At 37.2% G+C, this 14101-nt stretch carries 13 protein-coding genes; 7 read left to right on the plus strand and 6 right to left on the minus strand.

What is annotated here, in order from left to right; translation table 11 throughout:
* The first annotated feature begins 28 nt into the window (after window positions 1-28).
* A complete protein-coding gene (locus J2Z26_RS04180) occupies window positions 29-322 on the plus strand; it encodes a hypothetical protein (RefSeq protein WP_193535145.1) in 294 nt (97 codons plus the stop codon).
* Window positions 323-399: 77 nt separating this feature from the next.
* On the opposite strand, the gene J2Z26_RS04185 is transcribed toward J2Z26_RS04180, so the two are convergent.
* Window positions 400-1101, minus strand: coding sequence for a metallophosphoesterase family protein (locus J2Z26_RS04185; RefSeq protein ID WP_193535146.1), 702 nt, complete (start codon window positions 1099-1101; stop codon window positions 400-402).
* Window positions 1102-1319: 218 nt separating this feature from the next.
* Here J2Z26_RS04185 and J2Z26_RS04190 point away from each other — a divergent pair, with 218 nt between their 5' ends.
* On the plus strand, window positions 1320-1820 hold the full coding sequence (locus J2Z26_RS04190) for a YehS family protein (protein WP_193535169.1): 501 nt from the start codon (window positions 1320-1322) through the stop codon (window positions 1818-1820).
* 147 nt (window positions 1821-1967) lie between these two features.
* On the opposite strand, the gene J2Z26_RS04195 is transcribed toward J2Z26_RS04190, so the two are convergent.
* Together J2Z26_RS04195 and J2Z26_RS04200 are read right to left on the minus strand one after the other, a co-directional pair.
* Window positions 1968-2480 carry a hypothetical protein gene (locus tag J2Z26_RS04195; protein ID WP_193535147.1) on the minus strand — a complete coding sequence of 171 codons (513 nt, stop codon included), beginning with the start codon at window positions 2478-2480 and terminating at the stop codon, window positions 1968-1970.
* Between the two features lie 167 nt (window positions 2481-2647).
* Window positions 2648-3565, minus strand: coding sequence for a phosphatidate cytidylyltransferase (locus J2Z26_RS04200; protein ID WP_193535148.1), 918 nt, complete (start codon window positions 3563-3565; stop codon window positions 2648-2650).
* A gap of 90 nt (window positions 3566-3655) precedes the next feature.
* Here J2Z26_RS04200 and J2Z26_RS04205 point away from each other — a divergent pair, with 90 nt between their 5' ends.
* The 4 genes from J2Z26_RS04205 to J2Z26_RS04220 all read left to right on the plus strand — a co-directional run bounded on the left by J2Z26_RS04205 (window position 3656) and on the right by J2Z26_RS04220 (window position 10089).
* The gene (locus J2Z26_RS04205; protein WP_193535149.1) at window positions 3656-4210 is read left to right on the plus strand and encodes a C40 family peptidase; all 555 of its coding nucleotides are present in this window, start codon (window positions 3656-3658) and stop codon (window positions 4208-4210) included.
* A gap of 194 nt (window positions 4211-4404) precedes the next feature.
* A complete protein-coding gene (locus J2Z26_RS04210) occupies window positions 4405-5715 on the plus strand; it encodes a globin-coupled sensor protein (protein ID WP_193535150.1) in 1311 nt (436 codons plus the stop codon).
* 485 nt (window positions 5716-6200) lie between these two features.
* Window positions 6201-9251 (plus strand): GNAT family N-acetyltransferase, encoded by a 3051-nt coding sequence (locus J2Z26_RS04215; protein ID WP_193535151.1) that lies wholly within the window; start codon window positions 6201-6203, stop codon window positions 9249-9251.
* The gene (locus J2Z26_RS04220; RefSeq protein ID WP_193535152.1) at window positions 9238-10089 is read left to right on the plus strand and encodes an amidohydrolase family protein; all 852 of its coding nucleotides are present in this window, start codon (window positions 9238-9240) and stop codon (window positions 10087-10089) included. Before J2Z26_RS04215 ends, J2Z26_RS04220 begins: the two co-directional genes overlap by 14 nt.
* A gap of 72 nt (window positions 10090-10161) precedes the next feature.
* Here J2Z26_RS04220 and J2Z26_RS04225 read toward each other — a convergent pair whose 3' ends face one another.
* The 3 genes from J2Z26_RS04225 to J2Z26_RS04235 all read right to left on the minus strand — a co-directional run bounded on the left by J2Z26_RS04225 (window position 10162) and on the right by J2Z26_RS04235 (window position 12859).
* On the minus strand, window positions 10162-10917 hold the full coding sequence (locus J2Z26_RS04225; RefSeq protein WP_193535153.1) for a CAP domain-containing protein: 756 nt from the start codon (window positions 10915-10917) through the stop codon (window positions 10162-10164).
* 355 nt (window positions 10918-11272) lie between these two features.
* Window positions 11273-11905 carry a DNA-3-methyladenine glycosylase family protein gene (locus J2Z26_RS04230; protein ID WP_193535154.1) on the minus strand — a complete coding sequence of 211 codons (633 nt, stop codon included), beginning with the start codon at window positions 11903-11905 and terminating at the stop codon, window positions 11273-11275.
* 36 nt (window positions 11906-11941) lie between these two features.
* Window positions 11942-12859, minus strand: a complete 918-nt coding sequence (locus J2Z26_RS04235) for an ArsR/SmtB family transcription factor (RefSeq protein ID WP_193535155.1) — start codon at window positions 12857-12859, stop codon at window positions 11942-11944.
* 170 nt (window positions 12860-13029) lie between these two features.
* On the opposite strand from J2Z26_RS04235, the gene J2Z26_RS04240 reads away from it, so the two are divergent.
* A complete protein-coding gene (locus J2Z26_RS04240; protein WP_193535156.1) occupies window positions 13030-14004 on the plus strand; it encodes a S41 family peptidase in 975 nt (324 codons plus the stop codon).
* Window positions 14005-14101 lie beyond the last annotated feature (97 nt).

Consider the following 14101-nt stretch of genomic DNA (forward strand, 5'->3'; position numbering starts at 1 on the left):
ATTCAGTATCTTTTTGAGGAGTGTATATATGAACATTGATTTCAATACAATTGCTGAAAATATGCCTAACTTCGAGAACCATGATGATGCAAAAGCTTGGTTTGAGGAATATTTCGAAGACAAGTTTATCTTTAAAAACCAGGACGAACTAAACGGAAAAACGGTTTATTATTACCATATCATTAAAAATCCAGATGCATATTCACAGTATATGGTGTCATTAACAAGTGAAGTGAAACCTCACATAACCGACTTCGATACCTTTGAAAGCTATTCAACTATTGAAATTAGTGAGGATGGGGAAGTTAGTTTTACACAATAATCTATCGATGAAGAGATCGTAAAAATAAGCAACACAAAGAATGCGCACCCTATACAACCGGTGCGCATCACTTATTTTTATTCAACATAATAAACCTCTGAGCTACCAATCTCTAAACAATACAACCTTCCACCATAAGCGCAACCACCATCAATTCCGATGATGTTATTTTCGCCAAAGTAGACTTCATCACTTTTATGTAAACGTTTCGTTGGAGTATGTCCAAACACGACTGTCTTTTCTCCACTGTATCCCTGGTGGAATTCATCGCGAATCCATACTAATGTATGCCTTTCTGTCTCATCAAGAGGTGTTTCTGGATGAACACCTGCATGAACAAAAATATGAGTGTCTGTTTCATAGTAGTAAGGAAATGTTTTCAAAATCTCAATATGTGATTGGATCTCTTTGTTCATATAAAGAGGGTCAGGAATTTCATCGGTCGTAAACCAATACTTCGCATCGTCTTTTGCAATTTCGTACCCATAGTTTTGAAGGGTTTTAATACCACCATTATAAAACCAACGCTTTAAATTCATTGGATCACCATGAAAGGCGTCCATCATCATTTTTTCATGGTTGCCAACTAAAGCAATGGCACCTTCAGCCTTTAACTCAATCACCTTATCTAACACAGCCCTCGAATGAGGTCCACGATCAACAAAGTCCCCTAATAGTAAAAGCTGATCCTGCGTACTGTTATAGTTTACAAGCTCCAAAAGGCGCTCAAATTTATCTAGTTCTCCATGTATATCACTTATTGCTAACATTCGTTTCAATAGTTTCACAACCTTTTTCAACAAACTACCATATAATTGGTCTATTTTATTCTACCATATTTTACAAGAAGCAAAGAAATTTTAGTTGCCTGAACTATAAATACATCTACATTGAAAGATATGTTCTGATATACTTAAAATTTGGAAAGAATAACAATGAGAAACAGAGGGACAGTTTGTTAAGTTCGTGTCTAGTCCCAAACAAGATAGTGGAGGAAATAGTAATGACTAACAATGATATATTAATTCGCTTACGATATGCACTAGATATTAGAGACATCGACATGGTAGAAATGTTTAAGTTAGGTGGCGTAGAGGTAACAAAAGAAGATGTGCAAATGATGCTGAAAAAGACGTATGAAGAAGATGAGTACGATGAAAATGAAGAGATTTATAAAATTAACAATAAAAAGCTAGAGTCTTTCTTAAACGGTTTTATTACGTTTAAAAGAGGAAAGCAGGATCCTAAACCTGGACAAGCTTCAGCGCCACCGTCTCAGCCTGAGCCTGTGAATAATATGCTTTTAAAGAAAGTAAAGATTGCACTTTCTCTGACTAGTGAGGAAATGATTGATGTGTTAGACATGGGAGGAGTTGCCGTTTCCAAGGGAGAACTCGGTGCGATCCTTCGTAAAGTTGGACATAAAAATTACAAGGTTTGTCTGGACAGATTCGCTCGTAATTTCTTAAAGGGATTGGCTATTAAGTATAGGGGATAAGAGAAATTTAGAAACAGTAAACCCTGTTGCCTTTTGAAATGGTAATGGGGTTTATGAGGTGCAACTAAGATAGAGTAAATCAAAGTCTTTATTTTTGAGAAAAATAAAGACTTAAGGGTATCGCACAAAGTAATATTTAAAAACTCTCTATATATCTAACTTTTGCTTGATTTTTGCAATGTCTCGTTCATGCTTTTCTGTTCTATTAAAAAGTAGATTAATATCAGAATCTGTCTCAGACTTGTTGCGCCTTAAGTCTTGTCTAATGCTAGTAAAGTTTTCAGTTAAAAGAGTGGTCGTATGTTTGAACAAATCCTTTAGTTCGTCTTGTCCTTTTTCTAGGTACCCTAACCTAGCTTCAACAGAGTCAAATCGTTGGTCCATACCTGTGAACCTTTGATCAACTGCATCGAATCGTTGATCAACAGCATCAAATCGTTGGTCAACAGCATCGAATCGTTGATCAACAGCATCGAATCGTTGATCAACAGCATCAAATCGTTGGTCAATAGCAACGAACTTCTGGTCAACAGCATCAAACTTTGCCTCGAATTTTTGTTCCATCTGGTTTAATCTGTTGTTTGTCTCTTTTTGTCCCTCTTCCAACCTACCGAAACCTGTCTCAAGCCTTTGAAGAATTCCTCTCAGTTCCTGATCCACCATGATCACCTCCCTTATATAAATAATTTCTCTTACAACTAAAATTATACCATACTCAACCTAAATAGAACAAGTGTTCTTGCTTGGGTTTTTTTAAAAAAGAAGGGCCTGACCCCCAGTGCGTTAATGTTTTAACGCGCCGGGGGTCAGGCCCCGAAAGACACAATTTACATAAAGTCAAAGAAGTACCTTATTACATGGAAGAAGATTGGTGCTGTGTATGTTAGGCTATCCACTCGACTCAGATAGCTTTCTCCAGAGGAGGCTAGCTTTTCGTTGTCTCCAATAAGTAAATCACGCTTCAAAACTGATATAGTAAGTGCTCCAAAAAATCCTCCAAAAGCAATGAGTAGACCTGATATAATGCCAAATTTAACATCGAATGGGGTTAGGTATGGAAATACGAAATAGGCAGCAGTTGTTGTAACAATAGTTGCGCCAATAAATCCTTCCCAAGAAATATTTGCGTTGGCAGTTGGAACTACTTTTCTTTTTCCAAAATAGAGCGAGATTAAAAAGTGTACAGCATCATTCAACTGTGTGAGTAATACTAGGAATAAGACAAGATTCGCTCCGTATTCGGGAGATGCGAATTGGAAGTAGGCAAGATGGCTCAAACCAAACACCATGAGCATTAAACCCCATTGAGTTGAGCTTACCGAGCGTAAAAAACCAACTGTTCCTTTTTTTCCTAGGATTTGAGGTAATGGCAAGAACAAAAACACATAAATCGGAATAAAGACAATAAACATGCCATACCATTCAATGTAAATCAAATAAAACTGTACCGGAATGGAAAGATAGGCCCATAAAAAAGCCCTGCGATCAACTTTCCTTGTTTTGAACATTGAAAAATATTCTTTTAGCGCAAAAAAGCAAAGCACCATCAAGGAAACCAACGAAACAATTGGATTGAAAAGAGTCGCGAACACAAAAATAACAAACATGCCCCACCATGTTTTTACGCGAAGTGATAACGCTGAAAAGTCCTTTTTGGGCTGGCTCTTTTTTACAATACTAAATAATATACTAATTACTAGTAGACTAAGAAAAATCACTAACTGTGTCCATAATGCACTATTCAACCTCTCACCAACTTTGTTCTTATATTTGTAAAAACAGTCATGTATAATTACTATAGGATAAAAATGTCAGTTTTAAAAGAGGGAATACGGATGGAAATGAATCAAAGTGTCTATCTAATGCTTACCGACACGGGTACTTTATTTACAAAATCGATAAAAAAATATACAAAGGCTCCATATAATCATGCCTCAATTGCCTTCGATCCAAATCTACAAGAGCTATATAGTTTCGGCCGAAAAAAACCGAGTAACCCTATTAATGGTGGATTTGTGAGGGAAGATGTGTTCAAAGGTACCTATAGTAAATACCCGAATACAACCTGTGTAATTTATAAACTTGAAGTTTCAGAGCGGGACGTTGAAAAAATGAAGCGAGTATTAAATGTATTCAAGAGAAATCAAAGTAAGTTTCTGTATAACCTTCTAGGACTAGTCGGAGTCTCTCTTAATGAACCGATTGAATTCAGTAACTCTTATTTCTGCTCTCAGTTCGTTGCAGAAGTTCTCCATCGTTCAGGTATCCGATTATGGGATAAACTCCCTGCACTAGTCACTCCAGACGATTTTCGAGACCACCCTAGATTTGAACAAGTATATGAAGGGAAATTATTTGATTATGAACCCGTGAAAAAAAGATATTCTTAATTAAAATGTGTCATAAGGGGCCTGACCCCCAGTGCGCTAAAGCTTTAACGCGCCGGGGGTCAGGCCCTTTTTTATATAAACTTTGTATAGGTATATACTCATAGGTCTTTACTACTTGCATTAATGGCAAGGTTAGGATAAAATACAACAAGATAAGTTATACAAAAATTATACAATTAAGGATGATGACACTGATGTTACAGTTCCTGCAATTACATAAAAATAAAAGAGAACAGTTTGAAGCAACTCTTCAATTCAATAACACTGACAAATCTATTAACCTAGCAGATGAAAAACTAAATTTGCGACTTCAATATATGGGCTTTACACAAAAACATCTTGATCTTCTTGTGGAAATACAACCAGTGATTATGGATTTAGCCGATGATGTACTTGAAACGGTACTTGATCACCTCTATACATTTAAACCACTCGAGCGAATTGCGACAACACATTCAAGTAGAGAAAGATTAAAGAATGTATTCTTATATTATTTTAAAAGTGTATTCAGTGGCACAATAGATGATAAATTCCTAGAAATGAGAAATCGCATTGGGGGGACACATAATAATGCTGATCTACCAATCGGTTGGTTTCTAGCAACTTACCAAACTATACAATCGCTTCTGATACCAAAGATTGTCGAGTGTTATCAAGATCAACCAGAGAAACTTGCAGATGTACTTTTGGCTGTAACGCATATTATTAACTTTGATTCGCAGCTCGTTACTGAAAATTATTTAAATAGTAGAATTGAACAATTAAAGGAACTTACCAATAAAAATGCAGAACTGCAGAAAGAAATGACTTCTATGAGTCAGGAACTTGCAGCATCAGTAGAACAAACGGATGCTTCCATACACGAAACAACTCAAAAAGCTGAGCAAATTAAGACTGAAACAGAAAATACTGAAAAAAGTAGTAAAAACTTAATCAATCTATCGAATGAAAATGAAAAGCAAATGGAAAAATTAACGTCCTCTTTTTCAGAATTGAAGAAGACAATAAATGACTCAATTCAAGTCACTGATGTAGTAAAACAAATTACGAATACAATATCTGACATGACAAGGCAGATTGAGGGGATTGCAGATCAAACGAATTTACTAGCACTGAATGCATCCATTGAGGCAGCTAGAGCTGGTGATCATGGTAAGGGATTTGCAGTAGTGGCTCAAGAAGTAAGAAAGCTTGCAGAAAATACAAAAAGCATGAGTAATGAAATTGTTCAATCCATTCAAAAAAGTAACCAGCACATAAGTGACTTAAGTAGCCATATGAATGTGATGAACGCTTCATCTGAAAGTTCCCAACACGAAATTGACCGCGTAAAAGGTGGACTTCAAACCGTTAAAATGGAGATGGAGAACTATATTGAAATGTTTTCACGAAATAAGAAGGATCTTGATTACATTGTAGAATCCATTACGGAAATTAAAGATACTATGACGGGGATATCCTCATTATCAACTGACTTACTTTATAAAGCTGAGAGTATGCAGTAACATTCTGGGGCTCACTTCCACTGCTCGACGATAATTCATGTTTCTGAAGCTCAAACGAAGGTTAAGCTAGGAATCGAATACTCTAGAAATGGAAAAAATGAAGAGGCCTTAAAAGAGCTTGATGGAGTCTTACTATTAGATCGTTTAATTCGAAAACAACGATGGTAGAAACCAAAATCATGCTTGAAGTTGTACTTAAATACTTATAGAAATTATGTCTTTCGGGGCCTGACCCCCGGTGCGTTAAAGCTTTAACGCACTGGGGTCAGGCCCCTTTTGTCATATTATGTTCCCTCTTTACTTCATTGTTGAACCTCATGTATAGTGAAAAGGTGGATATTTATCCATAATTTTCAAAAAAATACTGCCGGTAACGGTAAGAACAGGAGGAGATGTAAATGATTAACGGTCAAAGCAAGGCATACAATGGTAAGGATGAGAGTAGGAATTGGAAGACGTAGTAAATGTTATTGGAGGAAAACAGAATGGAACAAACAAAACAAAAGATAGAAATTGTTGAGTATCATGAAGGTCTTGCAGCAGGTGTAGCAGAAATGTGGAATCTTAGCCGGGACGGTTGGGGTGGAGATTCGCATGTGACAACCGAGGAAAAGGTTCGTACTCAAGAAGCAAATTCTAGTAATCTAAATCTCTATTTAGCAATGGACGGAGACAAGGTGGTTGGGTATTGTGGTCTTTGTGAGTATCGTGAAGACGAGGGTGCACTTTACATACCTTTGTTAAATGTCCGTTCAGACTATCATGGGAAGAAGATTGGGAAGCAGCTTGTTTTAAAAGCATTAGAGCGTGCAGTTGAGTTGAACTGGCCAAGGCTTGATTTATATACATGGCCAGGTAATTCCAAAGCGGTTCCATTGTATAAGAAGTGTGGATTCTTCTGGGAAGATCGTGACGATACAACACATCTAATGAACTTTATGCCAACGGTTTTAAATACGGAAGCCATTAAGGATTATTTTACAAACGTAGATTGGTATGATGCTAGTACGAGAGTGATTGAAGTTACGCCTGATGGGAAAAAAGAGAATGATTTCACCTACTACGAGTACAAGTGGAATTCAAACGGTGATGAGTTAAGACTTGGATTTGAACGGACAGGTCGTGGACTTAGATCAATTGAGACCAATGATTACTCGATTACAGTTGAAGTTGAAAACTTCACATTAGTTTGTGATGCAGCCTATACGGTTCGTTATTTTATAAAAAATAAATCAGGAAAACCACTTCAAATTGATCTTAAAGGGAAAGACCATAAGATCGTTCGTTATTCCTATGAACATTCCCTTTCGGTTAACGAAGAGACTGTTCTCGAAGCGACTTTTCACCTTGAAAATCTAGTAGAGGAACAAAGCAACTGGAGAACTCACCCTTCCGTTGTTACAAACATGTTAATTAACGGGAAAGAGGCAACGTTTGCAGTCGGTATATTACCGAAATTGCCAGCCAAGCTGAAAGGTGTTGTCCCAGGTTCTCAATGTTATTTGAATGAAAAAGCTGTGTTTTATCTGGACTTAGAAAATAATTTCTCTGAAACAGCAAGCTTTATATTGACTGTACCAGAGAATGAGCTTGTTTCCTTAAAGCAATCTGAGTTTAGCGTAACACTTGCGCCTAAAGAAAAGACTTCAATTCCAGTACCTTACACTCTTTTACAATATGGGTTTTATGCACCTGTAATTAGGGTTTCAGTAGAAAGGGAAAACGGAGGAAGTCAGCAATTTACTAAACAAATTGGTGTCGCTTTTAAAGGTTTAGGAGCACGTTTTGCAGGAGAATGTGATGATTACTGGCACATTTACAATGGCTTGTATCATTTATATTTAAGCAAATTCGACAACAAACTGATTCCAGGCAGAGCAACAAAGGGATCACAATCGACAATGTTTATGTACCCTAAACTTGGAAAGCCTTATTCAAGTGAATTATCAAAACGTAAACCGAGTTTCGTAGAGTATAAGGAAGAAAACGGCGCGATGGTATTGTATGCGACATATGAATCATCCGATTTTGCAAATATCGAATTAGTAAGTGTTTCTAAGCTTTATGGTGAGGGGTTAGTGGAGCAATCTTACCTTGTACGAAACAAAAATACATCTAACACAGCAGATCCAGTATGGATTTACCAGCCAATCTATCATGAGTTGGTTAAGCCAATTCTTCCTATGAAGGGTCAGGTTGTAAAAGTGGAAGATCAAGCCTACTCGGATTATGGTGTTTGGAATAGCGCGGATCTAACTGAAAACTGGTTATTCTCTCGTCATGATTCCTATGCCCATGGAGTCTCATGGCCTAATGATGCAAGAGTAAACTTTGAAACTTGGTTTTTCTACGTAGAGCATAACCTTGGAAATATCCCTGCAAATGGTGAGATTAGTACAAAGCCTGTATATCATTCATTAGGGGCCTACCAAAATTGGGAAGAGTTTCGAGAATTTGCTTTGAAAAAAACGGTGAGAACTGCAGCAACGGTTGATGATTTATTTTTCCAAAAAGAAGAACTTGAAATGAAATTGGTAGATCGAAAAGCGAACTATATCCAGGGAGAGGTCACCCTAAACGGGAAAACAATCACCGTATCGGCTGAGGATGAAAAACGAGAAGTCGATGCCACGATTGAGATGAAAACTACACCTCTTTCAACAGTAGTAGCAGAATATGAGATTAATGGTATAAAAGATTGTAAAAAGGCCTTAACCATAAATCCTTCAAACAAACCGATCACTATTCAAAAAGAAATGAGAGATGGAGTTGAAGTGGTTACAGCAACTAATGAAGAAATCTCGATTGCTGCAGCAGAAAGCTTCTACCCTGCATTATTCTCTTTAAAAGTGAACGAGAAAGAATGGTTAGATACATCGTTCCCAACACTAAAACCGAAATCATGGTGGAATCCATGGAGTGGAGGAATTCGCTCAGGTTTACTTGGAATCAACAATAAATCTTTTACAAAAGAAAAGACAATTATTGGTGAAGGGAAACTTGAGGACCAAGAAGGAAGAGTGTGGAAGGGTCTTAAAATTTCCACGGTGTTTACTGAGAATGAGACGTATAAAGGACTCGGAATTCACCAATACTACCTGATGCTCCCAGGTGTTCCTGTAGTGGCCTTTTTTACAAAAATCACTCAGAATACAGGAACTTATTTTCACTATAAAAAATGGTTCACAGAGTGCAACTTCCAGCTTGGCTGGGTGCAAAATACGGAAAGTGATAGAAAGTATATTGCTGGAAAAACTGAGTTTCAAGCAGGCTTGTCAGACCATACGATTGTTGGTACAACTACGGATGAACAGATCCTACAATTAGTCGCAGAACGTGAAGCAGTAGACGTTGAATCTTATATGAACAAAGAGGTTATGTTATTTGCTATTTGGAGAGAAATACAAATGGCAAATGGCACAGAGCTATTATCAGCCCCATCCTTTATTGTTGGATCAGATAAGATTTTAAGCTCAGATGAAGTAAAAGACTTACAACGAATGACATTTAAAGAGGTTGAAGATGAAAATAATTGACGCGCATATTCACTATTCCGATATTAAAAGCTTTCACCAAACAGCTACTGACATATCGAAAGTAGATTACTCGTTTGAGGGCATTCAGAAGGAGTTTGCAAAGAACAATGTCGTCTTAGGTATTGCGATGGGTGTGACTGAGACAGCTGGGGAAGGATTTCCTGACTCAGCTTCTTCTTCTCCAATGGGAATTGATTTAACACCTGAAATTCCAAGAAACATTGTGTATTGTGCTGGAATTAACCCTTTTAAACTAGATGAGGCAGCCCTCTTGCAATTAGAAAAAGATGTTCAAAAGCCTGATTGTGTAGGCATCAAAATTTACTTGGGTTATTACCCTTACTATGCTTATGATGATGTGTATGAACCTGTGTATACGATTGCTAAGAAATACAATGTTCCAGTTGTCTATCATACAGGCGATACATATTCAGAGCGAGGGAGACTTCGTTTCTCACATCCACTAGCAATTGATGAAGTAGCCGTAAAACACAGAGAGATGACAATCATGATGGCTCATTTCGGAGACCCGTGGGTACTTGATGGGGCAGAGGTTGTTTACAAAAATTCAAATGTCTACGCGGATCTTTCTGGACTAGTTGTTGGAGCAGATGGAGACATCAAACGTCTACAGGACACAAGATTCTTTGATCACCTTTTGCATGCCTTAACGTTTACAAATAACTATGAGAAATTCCTATTTGGGACCGATTGGCCACTAACACCAATCAAACCATACATTGAATTTATCAAAGACATCATTCCAAAAGAATACCATGAAGACGTATTCTACAACACAGCCCTAAAAGTGTTTCCAAAAATCAAAGCATACCTATAGAAAGTGGGGCCTGACCCCCGGTGCGTTAAAGCTTTAAAGCACTGGGGGTCAGGCCCCTTTTGTCACATTTTATTACTTCCCAATAAACATCTGTGTCCAATAATTCCCCTCAACATGTCCTACTCCAATGTGAGTGAAGTTCGAACTTAAGATATTCTTTCTATGACCTTCACTATTCATCCAAGCATTTACCACTTCTTGAGGTGAGCGTTGGCCCATTGCAATATTTTCACCTGCTGCACGATATTGTACTCCAAACTGCTTCATCATATCAAATGGAGATCCGTAGGTAGGGCTTGTATGTGAGAAATACCCATTTTTTTTCATATCAGATGACTTAAGTCTAGCAACTTCACTAACTTTCAAATCAACCTTAAGAGGTTGTAATCCGTATTTCGCACGCTCATTATTCGTTAATGTAACGACTTGTTGCTCATACTGACTTAAAGCATAGGTAGCTTGATTTGTTGTTTCATTTGTTGTTTCTTTAGGTTGTTGTTGTACAGGCTGCTGAACCACAGGACTTTCTTGAACGGGTTGTACTGTTTGTTGTGGTTCTGTTGGTTGAGTTTGAGTCGTTTCCTTCGTTGGTTGCTCAACTGGTTGCGTAGGTTGTTCTACTTTTAGTTGAGTTTGATAGTTTTGAGTATAGTATTTTTTAAACAAGCTTTGAATGAGTTCATTCCAATTCGTTGAGTTGTTAACAGTTACAGTGTAACGAGTTTCATACGTATTCTTTGTTCCACTATAATGTTCTGCGGAACTAGCCAGTGGCCCTGAGACTAATAAAGCTCCTGCTACGACGATTGATAATACTGTCTTTTTCATATTCAGTCCTCCTTGTTGTGTGTAACCTCGGCTACAACCACATCATAGCACGCAAGTTTTGTAATAATTCAGGAAGACATTTCCTACTCTCCAAAACTCAAAACTATCTTCCTATTGAAAGTTTGTGAGAGAACTGAAAAGTAATAGATTTTTCCGACTTGGGTTTGCTTTCCGTTAGTGTGTTTTTCTACCATCATTGGTAGACAGTACTAGAATATGCCTATTGACAGGTGTGAGGAAAGAGGTGTTATGTGACTTTTATTAATGCTATATGACAAAAATGATAAATGTGACAAGTGGGACCTGACCCCTGGTGCGTTAAAGCTTTAACGCGGTGGGGGTCAGGCCCCTAATGTCATAAATTCTTCTGATATTCCGTAAACGAGGCGTACTTGGTTACTAACCCTCTGTTAACTACTTCCCATAAATAAAGGGAGGCTAGAGATTGATAAGGCTCCCAGTTCTTTCCTTTATCAATGAGTGTGGTTTTTCCATCTTCACTGTCGTATAACCATTTGGCGCCACGGTGTAATCCTACGTCTAAGTGGGAGAGGATATTTTCCCTTCCTAGGGAAAATATCAGAAACATTTCTGCTGTCCAATTTCCAATACCTTTAATCGCTGTTAAAGCGAGCATGGCTTCCTCGTTCGGAAGCTCTTCTAGAGTGTCCAATCTGAGTTTTTTTTCCGAAACCTTTTGTGACAGGTCCCTTATATAACTAATCTTAGGGCGGGAGACCCCAATTTCCCTCAGTTGGTCATCAGATAGTCCAAGTACTATTTCAGGAGTAACCGTATGATTGGTTAATTCCACAAAGCGATTGAAAATTGTACCGGCAGCCTTTACTGAAAGCTGTTGACCGATGATGGAATTAACAAGTGATAAATAGTGATCTTCGCGTGTCGTTAATTCTAATGTACCTATAACGTCGATAAACTGCCCTAGAATTGGGTCGTTCTTTTTTAATAGCTCTAACTTTTCTTTCATTTAATCACCTATTTGAGAAGTGGTTTTTAATAATTTTTATATGGTTAGACCCGAATAAACATATGCCTCTAAGTCTTCTTTATGTGCACTAAAGATGTTGGGTCGTACTTCGTAAAGGTCTGGTTTTTGTGTAAATAAAAAGTTTGTAATCCTGATTAGCCCTGCAGATCGCAGCAAGACTAAATGATAGTGTAAGTTACTTTTTGATAGATTTGTTAATTCTACTAGTTGTGTAAAGGTTTTAGGCTCAGTAGCTAGGAGTTGCAATATTTTAAGTCGTTTTTCATCAGCAAGAGCTTTCGTTTTTCTTAAAAGGACTAAAGGTACTTCATGTCCATTCTCCCTAGGGATATCAACAGAGAAGTGTATCAAAACAGTATTTTTAAAACCATATATTCTATTCTGAGGAGAAAGATGGTAAGTAGGAATTAATATAATCTCCGTGATTTCCTGACTTGGTTGTATATGGATGCCATTCGTACATTCTTCAACCATTTTTTCAGGGGTTGTTTCGTTTTGCTTTACTGCCTTTACCTCCTGGATAATTGTTAAGTGATTATTTATCTCGGCATCAACTTTATAAACATCATCCCATAAGGGCAGTAATGTTGCATAATAGTTCCTGAAGTGTTCAAGGTCCTTCAGTGGCTCCTCTTTAAAATACATATACAACAACTCATAAATTTCACCAATTGATAGTCCCTTAAACCAAGAGAGGAATTTCTCTAATGAGTTCTTATATGGACTCTTCCTTGCAAGAAGGAGCAAATATCCTATAAGATGTAATGATTCTTTATCCTTTAACAGCTTTTTCAATTCAGGTTGTATACGAATCTCCACATCTTTAAACCACTGTTTATCTAAATCATAATTTGTCTTTTGAGTTACATAAACAGACAAACTAGAGACTACTTCATAAATAGGCTCAAAATCAATTTCTACTTTATAAGTCATTCTTTGTCCTCCAATAAATAGCCTATTATTACAAAAAAAAACATTGACTTTTATAAATGATAAAATATACTAAACTTATAATCAAGTTCAAATTATTTTGAACCACTTAAAAAGTCCAATTTTTTTAAAGGAATACCATTTAACCTATAAAAGTTAAGGGAGTGTTAAAATTGCTTAAAACAAATGCTCATACTATTAATGAAATAGTTAAGAACGACGTAATCTCAGAATTAATAACGAAATTAAATAGGGACTATGTCTTTCCCGAGGTAGCTGAGAAAATAGAGCAACGCCTGCTAAACAAATTAGAAGCAGGGGCATATGATTCGTTTCTCGTTGTTGATGAGTTTGCAAAGGAATTAACCGAGGATTTACAAGCAATCTCAAAAGATAAACATTTAAGAGTATTAGTTGAATCCGGAGATAAGAATGTCACAGCGGAAAATAATGTTGGTGAGTTTGAGCGCAGGGCAAAAGTTCAAAACTATGGCTTTTATAAGATTGAAAGACTCCAAGGAAATATAGGGTATATTGATTTACGTAACTTTCATCATCCAACCCAAGCCGGAGAAACAGCTGTTCATGCCATGAATTTAATAAAAGATACAGAAGCGCTTATTTTTGATTTACGTAAAAACGGTGGCGGTTCGCCTGAAATGGTTGCTCTTATTTCTAGTTATTTATTTGAAGAAAAAGTCCATTTAAACAGCTTTTACTTCCGTCCAACAGATACAATGAGTGAGTCATGGACTAATCCAAATCAAGTTCAAGGCACACAATATATCAATAAGCCTGTTTACATTCTAACAAGTAATTATACATTCTCAGCTGCTGAAGAATTCACTTATAATTTAAAAAACTTAAACCGAGCGACTATTGTTGGGGAAATTACACGTGGAGGAGCCCATCCGGGGGGCTTCCAACCAATTACGAACAACTTTGAAGCCTTTATACCAACTGGAAAAGCGATCAACCCAATTACAAATACCAACTGGGAAGGCACAGGTGTTGAACCACACATCCTAATGGATAAAGAAGAAGCCTTCGCATACGTCTATAAGACAGCGTTAGAACATGTAAAAGCCAAATACAAAGACATACCTGGCTATTCCTTTCTCCTAAAAGAGATCGAACAAGTTCTATAGCAAAAACTAAGGGGCCTGACCCCCAATGCGTTAAAGCTTTAACGCGCCGGGGGTCAGGCCCCAAAATAGTGTATAATGAATCTAATCGGATTTCGAA

This window comes from Cytobacillus luteolus, from assembly GCF_017873715.1.
In the GTDB taxonomy this organism is placed as follows: Bacteria; Bacillota; Bacilli; order Bacillales; family Bacillaceae_L; genus Bacillus_BV; species Bacillus_BV luteola.

Coding starts and splice junctions, on each gene's coding strand:
- J2Z26_RS04230 (WP_193535154.1), bottom strand. CDS start 11,905: ATGAAAGAAAAGTTAGAGCTATTAAAAAAGAACGACCCAATTCTAGGG.
- J2Z26_RS04225 (WP_193535153.1), bottom strand. CDS start 10,917: ATGAAAAAGACAGTATTATCAATCGTCGTAGCAGGAGCTTTATTAGTC.
- J2Z26_RS04215 (WP_193535151.1), top strand. CDS start 6,201: ATGGAACAAACAAAACAAAAGATAGAAATTGTTGAGTATCATGAAGGT.
- J2Z26_RS04220 (WP_193535152.1), top strand. CDS start 9,238: ATGAAAATAATTGACGCGCATATTCACTATTCCGATATTAAAAGCTTT.
- J2Z26_RS04210 (WP_193535150.1), top strand. CDS start 4,405: ATGTTACAGTTCCTGCAATTACATAAAAATAAAAGAGAACAGTTTGAA.
- J2Z26_RS04180 (WP_193535145.1), top strand. CDS start 29: ATGAACATTGATTTCAATACAATTGCTGAAAATATGCCTAACTTCGAG.
- J2Z26_RS04205 (WP_193535149.1), top strand. CDS start 3,656: ATGGAAATGAATCAAAGTGTCTATCTAATGCTTACCGACACGGGTACT.
- J2Z26_RS04235 (WP_193535155.1), bottom strand. CDS start 12,859: ATGACTTATAAAGTAGAAATTGATTTTGAGCCTATTTATGAAGTAGTC.